Origin of the sequence: uncultured Bacteroides sp., assembly GCF_910585845.1 — a bacterium.
Taxonomy (GTDB): domain Bacteria; phylum Bacteroidota; class Bacteroidia; order Bacteroidales; family Bacteroidaceae; genus Bacteroides.
Map to the genome: position 1 here is coordinate 12,346 of NZ_CAJUHF010000029.1, position 15,461 is coordinate 27,806.

The window sequence follows — 15,461 nt, forward strand, 5'->3', positions numbered from 1 at the left end:
AAATCTAATACTATGAAAAACACATTGCAAAGGTACGCATTTTTGGTAAACCTGCAAATTATCCAAAGAAAAAGGCATATTTTATAACATCTATTAGTAAAATCTCCCTATTTTCTACCTATTTTAAGAATTTTACTCCCATAGATATGAGAAAACCTCCCCGCAGAATTACTTTTCTTTCATGCCCTTTTCTGTTCTCCCAATGGTCAATTATCAATGGTCAATTATCAATTGCCACAAGTCAATTGCCTTCCGGTTGTTTCTCCTTCAACTGGTCTTCCAGCTTCAGCAATTCGTCGCGATACTGCGCTGCCTCGATGAAATCGAGTTTCTTGGCAGCCTCCTGCATCAGCTTCCGTGTACGCTCAATACTCTTCTCCAGTTGCGGACGCGACATGTACTGCACGATAGGATCGGCGGCAACGTGGGTACTCTTCTCCTGTTCGATGTAGGGGCGGGGAGCGGTGACTGATTCTTTGCCGGCAGGGGCAGACTCCGGTGCGGCATTGGCGGCGAACACATTGGCACTCTTTGCTTTCTGTATTTGCTGCGGCGTGATGCCGTGTTCTTCGTTGTATTTCAGTTGTTTCTCGCGGCGACGGTTGGTTTCGTCGATGGTCAGCTGCATGCTCTCGGTGATGCGGTCGGCATACATGATAACTGTGCCGTGCACGTTTCGAGCCGCACGTCCGGCGGTCTGCGTCAGCGAGCGATGGGAACGCAAGAAACCCTCCTTGTCCGCATCCAGAATGGCCACGAGCGACACTTCGGGCAGGTCCAGACCTTCGCGCAACAGGTTGACACCGATCAAGACATCGTATATGCCCTCCCGCAAATCGCCCATGATCTTCACGCGCTCCAACGTATCTACGTCGCTGTGGATGTAGTTGCATCTCACGTTGTTGTTCAGCAGATATTCCGTCAGCTCTTCGGCCATCCGTTTGGTCAGGGTGGTGACGAGCGTGCGCTCCTGGCGTTCGATGCGGACCTGTATCTCCTCCATCAGGTCGTCTATCTGGTTCTCGCTGGGGCGCACCTCTATGATCGGGTCCAGCAGTCCGGTGGGACGGATCACCTGCTCCACAATAATGCCTTCCGACTGAATCAGCTCGTAGTCCGCGGGCGTTGCGCTGACGTAGATCACCTGTCTCGCCATCTCCTCAAATTCGTCGAACTTCAGCGGACGATTGTCCATCGCCGCCGGAAGACGGAAGCCGTACTCCACGAGGTTGACTTTACGGGCACGGTCGCCGCCGTACATCGCCCGCAACTGCGGCACGCTCACGTGGCTTTCATCTATAATAATAAGGAAATCCTCCGGAAAGAAGTCCAGCAGGCAGTAGGGGCGAGTGCCAGCGGCACGCCCGTCAAAGTAGCGCGAATAGTTTTCTATGCCGGAGCAGTGCCCCAATTCGCGTATCATCTCCATATCATACGTCACCCGTTCTTGCAGGCGCTTCGCCTCAAACATTCTGCCCTGCTCCTCGAACCATTGCACCTGCTTGTGCAAGTCGTCTTCTATCTCGTGGATGGCACGTAGCGTCGCCTCCTTGGTGGTCATGAAGAGGTTGGCGGGATAGATTTTGTAAGCATCGAAGCGGGCTATGCTTACTCCGCTGACCGGATCCACTTCCTCGATGCTGTCCACCTCGTCTCCCCAGAAGATGATGCGCAGCAGGTTGTCCGCATAGGCAAGGTAAATGTCTACCGTATCTCCCTTTACGCGGAAGTTGCCGCGGTTCAAATCGAGGTCATTGCGCACGTATAGACTGTCCACCAGGCGGCGCAGGAAGACGTTACGGCTGAATGCCTTGCCCTGCTGCACTTCGATCACGTTGTCGTAGAAGTCCGACGGGTTTCCCATACCATATATGCACGACACGGAAGAAACGACCACCACATCCTTCCGACCCGAAAGCAGCGAAGAGGTAGCTGCCAGACGCAGCTTGTCTATCTCGTCGTTGATGGCAAGGTCTTTCTCTATGTATGTGTCGGAAGCGGGAAGATAGGCTTCCGGCTGATAGTAGTCGTAGTAGGAGACATAATACTCTACGGCATTGTTGGGAAAGAAGCTTTTGAACTCGCTGTAGAGCTGGGCGGCGAGTGTCTTGTTATGGCTCAATACTAAAGTGGGCTTGTTGATGTTGGCTATGACGTTGGCTATGGTGAACGTTTTCCCCGAGCCGGTGACCCCAAGCAGGGTCTGCGCATGGACACCCTGCTGCACTCCTTCCGTGAGTTGGGCGATAGCTTCCGGCTGGTCGCCGGTCGGCTGATAGGCGGATGTTAATTCAAATCTATTCATTTTCTTTCCTTAAAGGACGGCAATATTCGGGAAAATACTTGAGATAAACAAAATTTTTTTATTTCTTTGCCACTTAAAAGCGAAGATAGGCTGCACCTCGGCATAAAAAATGAACGAGTTCATTTAATTCTGCTTCCGGTTGGCACTACCTTTGCATGGAATATATAGAAATAACAACCATTAATGTAATACAACGAAAGCATGATCTGGAACGAAAGTATCGAATGTATGGATCGCGAAAGCCTTCGCAAGATCCAAAGTATCCGCCTGAAGAAAATAGTGGAGCACGTTTATCACAACACTCCCTTCTACCGCAAAAAGATGCAAGAAATGGGTGTCACTCCGGACGACATCAACAGCATAGACGACATCGTGAAGCTGCCTTTCACGACTAAGTACGACCTGCGAGACAACTATCCCTTCGGGCTTTGTGCCGTCCCCATGAGTCAGATTGTGCGCATCCATGCTTCATCGGGCACGACCGGCAAGCCTACGGTCGTGGGATATACGCGCAAGGACCTCTCTGCATGGACCGAATGCCTGTCGCGTGCCTTCACGGCATACGGAGCAGGCAGTTCCGACTTCTTCCACATCTCCTACGGGTACGGCCTGTTCACCGGCGGATTGGGTGCGCATGCCGGAGCTGAGAATATCGGTGCTTCCGTCATCCCGATGTCAAGCGGCAACACGGAGAAGCAAATCACCCTGATGCATGATTTCGGTTCCACGGTGCTCTGCTGTACGCCTTCCTACGCGCTCTATCTGGCAGATGCCATCAAGGATTCCGGCCTGCCCCGCGACGAATTTAAACTGAAGATAGGTGCTTTCGGAGCAGAACCCTGGACGGAAAACATGCGCCATGAGATAGAAGAAAAACTGGGCATCAAGGCATACGATATCTACGGTCTGAGCGAGATTGCCGGTCCCGGCGTCGGCTACGAGTGCGAATGCCAGAAGGGCACCCATCTCAACGAAGATCATTTCTTCCCCGAAATCATCAACCCGCATACACTGGAACCTGTGGCTCTGGGCGAGACGGGCGAACTTGTCTTCACCCATCTGACCAAGGAGGGAATGCCGCTCTTGCGCTACCGTACGAAAGACCTTACCGCACTGCACTACGACAAATGCCCGTGCGGCCGTACGCTGGTGCGCATGGACCGAATCCTCGGACGCAGCGATGACATGCTCATCATCCGCGGTGTCAACGTGTTCCCCACCCAGATAGAGTCCGTCATTTTGGAGTTGCCTGAATTTGAGCCGCATTATCTCCTGCTGGTCGACCGCAAGAACAACACCGACACCATGGAACTGCAAGTGGAAGTGCGCCCGGAATACTACTCGGACGAAATCAACCGGATGCTTGCTCTGAAGAAGAAGCTCATGGGGCGTCTGCAAAGCGTGCTTGGACTGGGAGTGGATGTCCGGTTGGTCGAACCGCGCAGCATCGAACGCAGCGTGGGCAAGGCAAAACGCGTGATAGACAATCGCAAACTCTAACGAGAGAGAGTGAAATCCCTCACCTTATATTTTACACTTTAAACTTATACGTATGGTAGCAAAACAACTTTCTATTTTCCTGGAGAATAAGTCCGGCCGTCTGACCGAAGTGACCGAAGTGCTTGCAAAGGAAGGTGTCAATCTTTCTGCTCTCTGTATAGCCGAGAATGCCGACTTCGGTATTCTTCGAGGCATTGTGTCCGAACCGGATAAGGCATATAAGGCTTTAAAGGAGAACCATTTTGCCGTAAACGTAACCGACGTGGTAGGCATCAGCTGCCCCAACATTCCGGGCTCGCTTTCCAAAGTGCTGCGTTTCTTGTCCGATGAAGGCGTTTTCATCGAATACATGTATTCGTTTGCCAACGGCAACTCGGCAAATGTCATCATCCGCCCCAACGACATGGAAAACTGTATCCGTGTGCTGACAGAGAAAAAGGTAGACCTGCTTGCGGCAAGCGAGCTGTATAAATTATAATGACGCCTCTCCGGTTACCAGCCATTCCGATTCAGCGTGAGTAACGGGAGCTTTGTTGTTCATTTTCTGGTTTTTGAAAAATTAAGGTTCGTATCGTTGCTTTATTCGATACGAACCTTTATCTTTGCGCATTATTTGAAAAGCTAAGAATGAAGAAGAAAATCTTAATAACTTTGCTTGCAGCGGCATCGTTCTCCTCGTGTGGAGAGTACAATAAACTGCTGAAAAGCACCGACTACGAGTATAAGTATGAGGCAGCAAAGAATTACTTCGCAAAAGGGCAGTACAATCGTGCGGCAACGTTGCTTAATGAGCTGATTGCTATCCTCAAAGGCACGGACAAGGCGGAGGAATCCCTCTACATGCTGGGCATGAGCTATTATAATCAGAAAGATTATCAGACGGCTGCCCAGACTTTCATTCAATATTATAATGTATATCCCCGGGGAACATTCACCGAACTGGCGCGTTTCCATGCCGGAAAAGCCCTGTTCCTGGACACTCCGGAACCCCGTCTCGACCAGTCCGGGACGTATAGTGCCATTCAGCAATTGCAGTTGTTCATGGAGTACTTTCCTCAGAGCCTGAAGAAAGAAGAGGCTCAGGACATGATATTCAAGTTGCAGGACAAGCTGGTGATGAAAGAATATCTTTCGGCAAAGCTGTATTACAACTTGGGCAACTATATGGGCAACAACTATCAGTCTTGTGTGATTACGGCACAGAACGCTTTGAAAGACTACCCTTATACGAATCTTCGCGAGGATCTGTCTATCCTGATACTGCGTGCCAAGTATGAAATGGCCATTTATAGTGTGGAAGACAAACGGGCAGAGCGTTATCGCGAGACGGTAGACGAGTATTATGCCTTCAAGAATGAGTTCCCTGAAAGCAAGTACATGAAGGAAGCCGATAAGATATTCAAAGATTCGGAGAAGGTATTGAACGGTGACGAACAGATTTAGGATAATATTAACTTAGATATTTATGGATTATAAGAAAACAAATGCTCCCAGCACCACGGTTACGCGTGACATGATGGAGTTGTGTGCAGATACCGGTAATGTGTATGAAACCGTATCTATTATAGGTAAGCGTGCCAACCAGATCAGTGTGGAAATCAAGAACGACCTTTCCAAGAAACTGGCAGAGTTTGCTTCTTACAATGACAACTTGGAAGAAGTATTCGAGAACCGGGAACAAATTGAAATCTCACGTTATTATGAGAAATTGCCGAAACCGACGTTGATCGCAACGCAGGAGTACAAGGAAGAAAAGATCTATTATCGTAACCCGGCAAAGGAGAAAGAAAAATTACAGTAAATGAAATTGCCATAAAGAGGGTGTGTCCACCTACCGGATAGCACACAGGTAACAGCGTTATCTGTGTGCCATAAGGGAGGATGACACATTCTCTTTATTGTTTTAGTCAAAAAGAAGAAGTATGATACAACGAATTCAATCTGTTTATCTATTGATTGTGACAGGGCTGCTGGTAGCAGCAATGTGTTTGCCTATGGGACGTTTTGTCGCTATGGACGGAGTAACCGAATATGCTTTCAAGCCATTGGGAGTAGCATTGGCGGACAATGCGTTCCAGTCTACCTGGGGATTGTTCGGAATCTTGTTTTTAAGTGCGGTGGTAGCTTTCTGCACTATTTTCCTGTTCCGCAACCGGATGTTGCAGGTACGTATGACGGTGTTCAACAGTATTCTTCTGATCGGATACTATGTTGCGTTTTTTGTCTTTATGTATATGCTGAAGAGTGATATGGACACCATGTCTTTCCAGTTGAATTGGAGCCTCTGCCTGCCTGCGGTCTCTATCATATTGAATTACCTTGCTTTCCGTGCCATCTACCGTGACGAATTGATGGTGAAGGCTGCCGATAGTTTCAGACTGCGGAAATAAGACGGAACATCTCTTTTTTAAATAGTCTGCTTATAGGCATGCTTTTCACGTAAAATTTTGTATTTTTGCCGACTGTTTAATAGATATATCCGAAAAATTTTAAAAACGAAATAAAATGGCAGTAGAACTAAAGAACCTGACCAAACGCAGCGAGAATTATTCGCAGTGGTACAATGAATTGGTGGTGAAGGCTGACTTGGCAGAACAGTCGGCTGTGCGTGGCTGTATGGTGATCAAACCTTACGGATACGCTATCTGGGAGAAAATGCAACGTCAGCTTGACGATATGTTCAAGGAGACGGGACATGTGAATGCTTATTTCCCTCTGCTGATTCCGAAATCTTTCCTCAGCCGCGAAGCGGAACATGTGGAAGGCTTTGCAAAAGAGTGTGCTGTGGTTACCCATCACCGTCTGAAGAATGACCCGAATGGAAACGGGGTGATTGTAGACCCTGAGGCAAAACTCGAAGAGGAACTGATTATACGTCCCACTTCCGAAACCATCATCTGGAATACGTATAAGAACTGGATTAACTCTTATCGCGACCTGCCTATCCTGTGCAACCAGTGGGCGAACGTGATGCGCTGGGAGATGCGTACCCGTCTTTTCCTCCGTACCGCCGAGTTCTTGTGGCAGGAAGGACATACCGCCCACGCCACACGCGAAGAGGCGGAAGAAGAAGCCGTACGTATGCTGAATGTGTATGCCGATTTTGCAGAGAAATACATGGCTGTTCCTGTGGTGAAAGGTGTGAAGTCTGCTAACGAACGCTTTGCCGGTGCGTTGGACACTTACACGATTGAGGCGATGATGCAGGACGGAAAGGCGCTGCAAAGCGGTACGTCACACTTCCTCGGACAGAACTTCGCCAAGGCATTTGATGTGCAGTTCGTGAACAAAGAAAACAAGATGGAGTACGTATGGGCTACCTCATGGGGAGTATCTACCCGACTGATGGGAGCACTGATCATGACACACTCTGATGACAACGGACTGGTATTGCCGCCGCATCTGGCTCCGATACAGGTGGTCATTGTGCCTATCTATAAGAATGCGGAAATGCTGCAGAAGATTGATGAGAAAGTTGCCGGCATCGTAGCGAAGCTGAAAGCAATGGGCATCTCGGTGAAGTATGACAATGCAGACAATAAGCGCCCGGGATTCAAGTTTGCCGACTATGAGTTGAAGGGTGTGCCTGTTCGTCTGGTGATGGGAGGCCGTGACTTGGAGAACAATACGATGGAGGTAATGCGTCGCGATACGTTGGGGAAAGAGACCCGTTCTTGCGACGGCATCGAAGAGTATGTAAAGGATCTGTTGGAAGAGATTCAGAACAACATTTACCAGAAAGCCCTCAACTATCGCAATTCACATATTACGAAGGTGGACAGTTATGATGAATTCAAGCAGAAGATAGAAGAAGGTGGCTTTATTCTGGCGCACTGGGACGGTACTGTCGAGACAGAGGAAAAGATTAAGGAAGAAACTAAAGCCACTATCCGTTGCATTCCTTTCGAAACCTTCTTGGACGACGATAAGGAACCGGGCGTTTGCATGGTGACCGGTAAACCATCGGCATGCCGTGCTTTGTTTGCACGTTCCTATTGATGACACGCTGGACTGCGGCAAGGTTTTCAATACACATATCGTGAATGTGCCGAAACAATTGCCCGGCAAGTGAGATATAAAAGAGACTGTGCTACCCTTGGGATATATCCTAAAGAGTCGGATAAAAAGACTCTAAGGATGCTCTTCAAGGGTAGCACAGTCTCTTTTTGCACATCAAAGGGGAGTAAAGACAAGCGATAGTTTAGTTTAGAACAGCTGTGTCTTTAAGCCGAACGACAGGCTGAGATAATCTTTCGGTTTCAGGTATTTATTGAGGAATGCACTGACCACATACAGGTCGCATGTGCTTATCTCATAGAAGAAAGTCACGGCCCTTGCCCCCAGACGCCAGCGTGGAGGGATGTCATACGTGATCCGCTGTCCGAGGAAGATGTGGATACGCACTTTGGAGGAGAAGCCATAATATCCTTTCGGATAACGGTCGGGTTCGTGTGTCCAGAACTCATTGCCGAAGACGGTATTCAGATACATACCGCAGGCAAGGGGTTCTACGGAGATTCCCTTTCCAAGGGTGACGCTCCAAGGCATGTAGTTCTGCTTCAGGGTCATAGTGATCTTGCTTCGTTCGGACTGGTATTTGGGCAGGAATCCGAAGAATAGATCCGTTTCCCACTGATTGCGCTTGCCGTAGTCCCATCCCGTACCCAGTGAGATCAGACCCATGTTGCCGGCAAACTGTAGTTTCGTATGTGTCGGGATAAGGGCTTCCCAGTGTTTCCGATAGCGGTGCACACGCCGGTCGTAGCGGCTGAAGCGCTGGTCGACGTCGGCACTGTCTATTTTCACTTTCACTTCCTCTTTCATTTCCACTTTTTCTTTTTCCAGCCATACGGTGTCATGCTTTATGATGATGACGGTATCTTTGGCTACTTGTTGTGGGGCTATGGGTGTTTCCATAGTTTCTTGCGCACGTCCCATGAGCGGGCAGGCAAGCAGAAGGCATATCCATGTTCTAGTAATAGGCAATTTCGCGTTCATATCCGTCGGGGGTTATGGTGAATATATAGTAGCAACGGTTTTTCATGCAGTCGCTCATGTAGTACATCACGCCATCTTCAAAGAGGTTGGCTTCGAAGACATGGTGTTCGTGGGCTGCCGTGCAGAACATCAAGTTGGGGAACTGTCTGATGGTGTACTGAAAGACCTGTGCTACATTGTTGTTGAATTCGAAGCAGAAGGGGCGTATGTGCATGGAGACCACGGTGCGGTCATACTCGTCGCGGCGCTCTTCAAGTTGGCTGGCGAGGAAGTCAAAGTCGGGAATGGGGCGCGAGTAGTCGTATTCGATGGCATTGGTATTGAGGCAAACGAATTTGATTCGTCCGGCAATGAAGGAGAAGTTCGGTTCGCCGAATACGGCACGGAAGGTATCTTCTCCTGTACCGATGCAGTCGTGGTTGCCGATCAGGCCTACGTATGGGACGTTCAGTTTGTTCATGATGTCGCGTTGCCATAGAAATTCGTTGGTGACGCCGAAGTCGCTGAAGTCTCCACCGTGGATGACGAAGTCGATATCGTCCCGCTGGTTGAGGTGGTTGACAAAGTCTACGGTTTCGTCATACCACCGTTGGGAATCGCCCATGGTGACGAAACGGATGACCGTCTTGTCTTTGCAGTTGGCTTCTATCTTCTCGATATTATGATTGTTGATGTCTGTCGGACCACTGATACGTGAGTCATAAGGATGATAATCTATCATGTCACAACCGCTCATGCATAAACTTAAAAGCGGAATGAATAAGAGTTTAGGGCTTTTCATTGTGCTATGAGTATTTATATTAAACGTTATCCATATTCTTCTTTTTCATTTCCTGAGACTGTTGATACCTCCGGAAGGAAATGCGACGGAGTGAAGGAAACAAGACCTGAGCTTTATGCCCGTAACCCTGAACTTTGCGTCCGTAACCCTGAGCTTTACGCCCGTAACCCTGAGCTTTACGTCCGTAACCCTGGGCTTTGCGTTCGTAACCCCTGGGCTTTGCGTTCGTAACCCCTGGGCTTTGCGCTCGTAACCCCTGGGCTTTGCGCTCGTAACCCCTGGGCTTTGTGCTCGTAACCCCTGGGCTTTGCGCTCGTAACCCCTGGGCTTTGCACTCGTAACCCTTGGGCTTTTCTACGATCGCCAAACTGAGGTTTGTGGTAACGTAACTTCACCCCTTAGAAAACTGCGGGCAAAGATAGAGTTTTCTTTTCGATAAATATTTGTCATATCTCCCTTTTTTCTGTTCTGTTTATACCGGCTTTTTCTTGCCGGCTGTCTAATAATTAGACGCGAGTGTCTAATTATTAGACAACCGATAGTATGCTTTCAAAATGATAATCACGTGATAGATAGATGCTTATTGGGTTTGGCACGCTTCTTGCCTTGAAGAAAGCAGCGTCTCGCCTGATTCGGTTCCGTTTGTCGTCGGGTTGGGGAGAACCGTGTTCCCTGCGAAAGTAGGGCTCGCGTAGCTTGATTAAATAACATATAATAATAGAATTATGATTGAAATTAATGACATCAGCAAAGTATTCCGTACTACGGAAGTGGAAACAGTAGCATTGAATCATGTGAACCTTGAGGTGAAAGAGGGAGAGTTTGTGGCAATTATGGGACCATCAGGTTGCGGCAAGTCCACTCTATTGAACATTTTAGGACTGCTGGACAATCCGACAGAAGGTTCCTATAAGCTCTTCGGGCAGGAAGTGGGCGGTCTGAAGGAAAAGGAACGTACCCGCGTCCGTAAAGGGAAGTTGGGATTCGTATTCCAGAGCTTTAACCTGATAGACGAGCTGAATGTCTATGAGAACGTTGAACTGCCTCTGACTTATCTCGGTATCAAATCCTCCGAACGTCGTCAGTTGGTGCAGGACATTCTGAAGCGTATGAACATCAGTCATCGCGCCAAGCACTTTCCCCAGCAGCTTTCCGGCGGTCAGCAGCAGCGTGTAGCCATAGCCCGCGCAGTGGTCACCAGTCCCAAGCTGATACTTGCCGACGAGCCGACCGGTAACTTGGACTCCAAGAACGGTGCGGAAGTGATGAACCTGCTGACGGAACTGAACCGGGAAGGCACCACTATCATCATGGTGACACACTCGCAGCACGATGCAAGTTTCGCCCATCGTACCGTACATCTGTTTGATGGCAGTATCGTGGCAAGCGTTGCGGCACATGAGATGTTATGAGAGATTACTCCAATGAACTAACAGAAAATGCAATGAAACAAATCTATTACGTCATACAAACGTTGCTGCGTGGGCGCGGTTCAAACGTCATCAAAGTGGTCTCCCTCGGATTGGGACTGACGATGAGTATCTTGCTGTTTGCCCGTGTAGCCTTCGAGCAGAGCTACGACACGTGCTACAAGGATTACGATAACCTGTATCAGATCTTCTCCATCTTCACTGCCAATGGCGAGCAGTTCAAACCGCAAAAGCAGAACTGCGGTCCGGTGGCAGGTGCCATCCTTGAGAATTTTCCTCAGGAGGTAGAGGCAGCCACCAGCACGGCTTACTTCTTGGGCGCACCTCTGTATAACGGTGATGTGCGTTTCGATGCCCGGACGTTGCTGGCTGATTCACTTTTCTTCCGTACGATGGGTATCGAGGTGCTGAGCGGGGATCCGGAAAAGGAGTTGATGCAGCAGGATGTCATCTTCCTGTCTGCCGGTCTGGCGCGGAAGATATTCGGCGACGAAAACCCCATCGGCAAGGTGCTGAGCTACGACAAAGAGATGCAATTCACCGTGAAAGGCACCTACGCAGACCTGCCGGACAACGCCACGGTGCGTCCCGAAGGCGTGGTCTCTATGCCCACAGGCTGGAACCGCGGCTGGGGCAACTATTCCTGGCGTGGCGGAGACAGTTATTATGAATACATCCGCTTCCGTCCCGGAGCCAACAAGAGCGTGGTGAACGCCCGCCTCGATGCCCTTATCCAAAAGTACCGTCCGGAAGAAGACAAGAAAGCTTACGGCTACACCGCCTTTGTCAAACCTATCCGCGACGTGTACCGCAGCGAAGACCAAGTGCAGCGCATGGACTTCATCATGAGCATCCTTGCCTTTGCCATCCTCTTTATTGCGGCGATGAACTACGTGCTGATATCCATCTCCTCGCTGGCCTATCGCGCCAAGGCGGTGGGTGTGCATAAGTGCAGCGGTGCAAGCGGAAACACGATCTTCTCCATGTTCCTGCTGGAGACGGGGAGCATCATTGTGCTTGCCCTGATACTGATGGGGTTGATACTGCTGAACTTCAGGGAGGCGATCGAGGACACCGCTGCCGTTGGACTGGATACGCTGTTTGCTCCGGAGCGCATCTGGGTGCCGCTTGTCGTGGTGCTTGTCTTGTTCGTGGTAGGCGGTGTGTTGCCCGGCCGCTTGTTTGCCCGCATCCCCGTGTCGCAGGTGTTCTGCCGCTATACGGAGGGGAAGAAGGGCTGGAAACGCCCGTTGCTGTTCGTGCAGTTTGCAGGTGTTGCCTTCATCTGCGGATTGATGTACGTGGTGATGGCGCAATACCGATATGTGATAGAGAAGGATATGGGATATGACCCGCATCGTGTGGTCACGGCAAACGCCTATTTCGGCAAGGGCGAGGAGAGTGAATCCGCGTTTCACTTCTTCCGCAGCTTGCCCTATGTCGAAGAGATCTCTTTCGCAGTCAGCAGTCCGGTCCAGGGATATAGCGGTTCGATGATTCAGGGCGAGGGCGGACAGTCGCTCTTCTCAACCCGTATCAGTTGGGTTCCCGAAGATTACTTTCAGATGATGGGCATGACCCTGAAGGAAGGTCGTCCCGCACGTGCCGAAGATGAAGTTGTCGTGAACGAAGCCTTCGCCGAACGGATGCGTTGGGGAAATGAAACGCTGAACCATCCGTTGCATACGGGAGGCGAGACGTTCAAAGTGGTAGGCGTACTGAAAGATTTCCAGATCGGTTCCTTCTACGAGCCGCAGGATGTCATCATCTTCGGACATATCCGCAATTTCGGCAGGACGGTTCACGTGCGCCTCAAGGAACCTTTCGCCGAGAATCTGCGCCGGCTCAACAAAGACGTTGCCGAGGCCTATCCGGACAAGACCATAGACTTCGAAGGCATGGAACAGCAGATACTGAGAGAGTACAATCCGGTGCGCGTATTCAGCAACGCCACGGTGTGGGCGGCTGTGACGATGTTCTTCATCATGCTGATGGGACTGATAGGCTACACCACGGACGAGGTACGCCGCCGCTCGAAGGAGATTGCCATCCGTAAGGTGAACGGAGCGGAGTCTGTAAGCATCTTGGAGTTGCTCTCAAAGGATATATTCTACGTTGCCGCACCGGCTGTCCTTATCGGCACGTTGGCTTCGTGGTATGTCAATGAGATGTGGATGGACCAGTTTGCCGCGCAAGTACCGCTCTCCGGGATTGCGTATGTGCTGATAGCGCTCGCCATTCTGATTGTCATCGTCGCATGCGTCGTCTGGAAGTCTTGGAGGATTGCCAACGAGAACCCTGTGCTGAGCATCAAGAGTGAATAAGATATGCGAAACTTAAATAAAAGAATAGCGGAAAGATTATGAGACAGATTTACTATACCATTCAGATCTTGCTTCGCGGGAGGGGCGGCAACTTCATCAAGCTGATGTCTTTGACACTGGGCTTGCTGATCGGCATCCTGCTTTTCTCGCAGATAGCCTATGAACTGAGTTGCGAGAACTTTTATAAAGACCCGGAACGTGTCGTTCAGCTGCGCTGCCGGAGGGTGAGGGATGGCATTCCCGACAAGGAGTATGACTACAGCACCTATCGTCCTGCCGCCGCCGACCTTTGGGAGGCATTGCCCGACTTGATAGAATCCGCCAGCCTTTCGGTCAACTTTTATCGGCCCGACTTTTATATCAACGATAAGAAACTGGACGATGTAGAGACGATGTTTGCAGATACACTTTTCTTCCATACTATCGGTCTTGACGTATTGCGCGGTGATCCGAAGGAATTGGGTACCCCTTTGTGTGCTTTCCTTTCACAGAGTAAGGCACGCGAGCTCTTCGGTGATGAAGAGCCGATGGGCAAGACGCTTTCGATGGGTAAGATGATGGACATTACCGTGCGTGGCATCTATCAGGATATGCCTGGAAATACGATTTACCCTCATAATATTGTAGTTTCACTGCCTACTCTCGAAGAGTATCTCTTTGGTCGGGGTACTTGGCGTTCCATGGATATTTACAATGTCTTTTATCGCCTGAAAACTCCCGAAGATGTGGAAGCCATGAACAACCGCATTCAGAAAGCCGTAGAGCGTTATACCGAGACGAAGGAAGGCACGGATATCCTGGAATTCAGTGTGTTGCCCCTGCCGGATATTTATCTCAGCACTCCGGACACGGTGCGCCGACTGGTCATCCTGGGTGTGTTGGGCTTTTCCATATTCTTTGTGTCCATCATGAACTACGTGCTGGCGGCAGTAGCCTCATTCGGCAGGCGTGCCAAGGCGGTCGGCGTGCACAAATGTTGCGGTGCCGACGGAACACACGTATTGGGAATGTTCATCGTGGAGACAGGGCTGATGGTGCTTGCCTCTATCGTTGCCTGCCTGCTGTTGATGTATCTTTTCCGCGAAGGGATAGAAGACCTGTTGCAGGTACGCCTTGCGGAACTCTTCACCTGGGGCAACCTGTGGGTACCGGGTCTGACGGTGCTGCTTCTGTTCCTTGTGGCAGGCGTCTTGCCCGGCAGGATGTTTGCCGCGATTCCCGTGACGCAGATCTTCCGCCGTTACACGGACAGCAAGCGTTCCTGGAAACGCGGCCTGCTGTTCGTGCAGTTTATTGGCGTGGCATTTATTCTGGGCATGCTGATTACTACCGTTTGGCAATATCATGACCTGATGACACGCAGCGTAGGATTCGGAACCGAAAGGCTGGCAGTAGGGAGGTATCACATGGACGATCCGGAGGGAGTGGAAGATGCCATTCGCCGTCAGCCTTATGTCGAGTCGGTGGCACGTAACAGTAATTCGCTGATAGCCCATTACAGCACAACGCCATTGGTCGATCCGCAGGGAAATTTCCTTTGTCCGTTGCATTATCAGAATATGACGAAAGATTTTCCGCAGGTGGTAGGCATGAAACTGGTAGAAGGTTCCTGGCCGGAGCATGTAGGCGAAGCCCTTATCGGTCGGAAAGTTGTGGAAACTTTGAAATGGGGCGACAAGGCTTTGGGACAACGCTTGCCAATCGATCCGAAGTGGATAGGGCTTGACAGCCAAGCTACGGTGGTCGGCATTGTGGAGGACGTGCGCAACATGGGGTTCTTTATGGAACAGACCTGCACCGCCTTCATCCTGTCCGATTCCCGTAACTTTGCCTACAACGTCCGCCTGAAAGAACCCTTGGACGAGAATCTTGCCCGGCTGAATGCTTTTGTGAAAGAGACGTATCCGAAAGCGGCATTGGAATTTACGACCTATGCGGATATCCAACGCCAGAACTACAGTGAGGTCTATCGCTTCCGCAACACGGTTTGGATCACCTCCCTTTGCATCTTCTTCATTGTGCTGATGGGACTTGTGGGCTATGTGAACGACGAGACCCAGCGCCGTTCCAAGGAGATTGCCATCCGTAAAGATCGGAAGAGCGTCGTGTAGGGAAAGAGTGTA

12 protein-coding genes are annotated in these 15,461 nt (G+C 50.2%); 9 read left to right on the forward strand and 3 right to left on the reverse strand.

All coding sequences use genetic code 11. From position 1 onward, the window contains the following. Positions 1 to 241: 241 nt before the first annotated feature. Positions 242 to 2,305: an excinuclease ABC subunit UvrB gene (gene uvrB / locus QZ323_RS09415; RefSeq protein WP_294634378.1), complete on the reverse strand. Its 2,064-nt coding sequence runs from the start codon at positions 2,303 to 2,305 to the stop codon at positions 242 to 244. Positions 2,306 to 2,506: 201 nt separating this feature from the next. Between uvrB and QZ323_RS09420 the strand changes: the two genes are divergently transcribed. From QZ323_RS09420 to proS, 6 genes are all read left to right on the forward strand, one after another. Further along, positions 2,507 to 3,805, forward strand: a complete 1,299-nt coding sequence (locus QZ323_RS09420; RefSeq protein ID WP_294634379.1) for a phenylacetate--CoA ligase — start codon at positions 2,507 to 2,509, stop codon at positions 3,803 to 3,805. A gap of 52 nt (positions 3,806 to 3,857) precedes the next feature. Further along, positions 3,858 to 4,283 (forward strand): amino acid-binding protein, encoded by a 426-nt coding sequence (locus tag QZ323_RS09425; RefSeq protein WP_294634380.1) that lies wholly within the window; start codon positions 3,858 to 3,860, stop codon positions 4,281 to 4,283. A 149-nt stretch (positions 4,284 to 4,432) separates the two neighbouring features. Beyond that, the gene (bamD, locus tag QZ323_RS09430) at positions 4,433 to 5,248 is read left to right on the forward strand and encodes an outer membrane protein assembly factor BamD (protein ID WP_294634381.1); all 816 of its coding nucleotides are present in this window, start codon (positions 4,433 to 4,435) and stop codon (positions 5,246 to 5,248) included. Positions 5,249 to 5,270: 22 nt separating this feature from the next. Next, on the forward strand, positions 5,271 to 5,606 hold the full coding sequence (locus QZ323_RS09435) for a DNA-directed RNA polymerase subunit omega (RefSeq protein ID WP_294634382.1): 336 nt from the start codon (positions 5,271 to 5,273) through the stop codon (positions 5,604 to 5,606). 121 nt (positions 5,607 to 5,727) lie between these two features. After that, the gene (locus QZ323_RS09440) at positions 5,728 to 6,195 is read left to right on the forward strand and encodes a DUF4293 domain-containing protein (protein ID WP_294634383.1); all 468 of its coding nucleotides are present in this window, start codon (positions 5,728 to 5,730) and stop codon (positions 6,193 to 6,195) included. A 115-nt stretch (positions 6,196 to 6,310) separates the two neighbouring features. Beyond that, positions 6,311 to 7,804 (forward strand): proline--tRNA ligase, encoded by a 1,494-nt coding sequence (proS, locus tag QZ323_RS09445; RefSeq protein ID WP_294634384.1) that lies wholly within the window; start codon positions 6,311 to 6,313, stop codon positions 7,802 to 7,804. A gap of 207 nt (positions 7,805 to 8,011) precedes the next feature. Here proS and QZ323_RS09450 read toward each other — a convergent pair whose 3' ends face one another. Both QZ323_RS09450 and QZ323_RS09455 read right to left on the reverse strand, forming a co-directional pair. Continuing rightward, a complete protein-coding gene (locus tag QZ323_RS09450; RefSeq protein ID WP_294634405.1) occupies positions 8,012 to 8,743 on the reverse strand; it encodes a hypothetical protein in 732 nt (243 codons plus the stop codon). A gap of 34 nt (positions 8,744 to 8,777) precedes the next feature. Then, positions 8,778 to 9,584, reverse strand: coding sequence for a metallophosphoesterase (locus tag QZ323_RS09455; protein WP_294634386.1), 807 nt, complete (start codon positions 9,582 to 9,584; stop codon positions 8,778 to 8,780). 725 nt (positions 9,585 to 10,309) lie between these two features. On the opposite strand from QZ323_RS09455, the gene QZ323_RS09460 reads away from it, so the two are divergent. The 3 genes from QZ323_RS09460 to QZ323_RS09470 are packed head-to-tail and all read left to right on the forward strand — an operon-like array spanning position 10,310 to position 15,449. Next, positions 10,310 to 10,996, forward strand: a complete 687-nt coding sequence (locus QZ323_RS09460; protein WP_294634387.1) for an ABC transporter ATP-binding protein — start codon at positions 10,310 to 10,312, stop codon at positions 10,994 to 10,996. Between the two features lie 32 nt (positions 10,997 to 11,028). Continuing rightward, the gene (locus QZ323_RS09465) at positions 11,029 to 13,338 is read left to right on the forward strand and encodes an ABC transporter permease (protein WP_294634388.1); all 2,310 of its coding nucleotides are present in this window, start codon (positions 11,029 to 11,031) and stop codon (positions 13,336 to 13,338) included. A gap of 38 nt (positions 13,339 to 13,376) precedes the next feature. Next, positions 13,377 to 15,449, forward strand: a complete 2,073-nt coding sequence (locus QZ323_RS09470) for an ABC transporter permease (protein ID WP_294634389.1) — start codon at positions 13,377 to 13,379, stop codon at positions 15,447 to 15,449. Positions 15,450 to 15,461: the final 12 nt, after the last annotated feature.

Coding starts and splice junctions, on each gene's coding strand:
- QZ323_RS09450 (WP_294634405.1), bottom strand. CDS start 8,743: ATGGGACGTGCGCAAGAAACTATGGAAACACCCATAGCCCCACAACAA.
- uvrB (WP_294634378.1), bottom strand. CDS start 2,305: ATGAATAGATTTGAATTAACATCCGCCTATCAGCCGACCGGCGACCAG.
- QZ323_RS09420 (WP_294634379.1), top strand. CDS start 2,507: ATGATCTGGAACGAAAGTATCGAATGTATGGATCGCGAAAGCCTTCGC.
- proS (WP_294634384.1), top strand. CDS start 6,311: ATGGCAGTAGAACTAAAGAACCTGACCAAACGCAGCGAGAATTATTCG.
- QZ323_RS09435 (WP_294634382.1), top strand. CDS start 5,271: ATGGATTATAAGAAAACAAATGCTCCCAGCACCACGGTTACGCGTGAC.
- QZ323_RS09460 (WP_294634387.1), top strand. CDS start 10,310: ATGATTGAAATTAATGACATCAGCAAAGTATTCCGTACTACGGAAGTG.
- QZ323_RS09440 (WP_294634383.1), top strand. CDS start 5,728: ATGATACAACGAATTCAATCTGTTTATCTATTGATTGTGACAGGGCTG.
- QZ323_RS09455 (WP_294634386.1), bottom strand. CDS start 9,584: ATGAAAAGCCCTAAACTCTTATTCATTCCGCTTTTAAGTTTATGCATG.
- QZ323_RS09465 (WP_294634388.1), top strand. CDS start 11,029: ATGAAACAAATCTATTACGTCATACAAACGTTGCTGCGTGGGCGCGGT.
- QZ323_RS09425 (WP_294634380.1), top strand. CDS start 3,858: ATGGTAGCAAAACAACTTTCTATTTTCCTGGAGAATAAGTCCGGCCGT.
- bamD (WP_294634381.1), top strand. CDS start 4,433: ATGAAGAAGAAAATCTTAATAACTTTGCTTGCAGCGGCATCGTTCTCC.
- QZ323_RS09470 (WP_294634389.1), top strand. CDS start 13,377: ATGAGACAGATTTACTATACCATTCAGATCTTGCTTCGCGGGAGGGGC.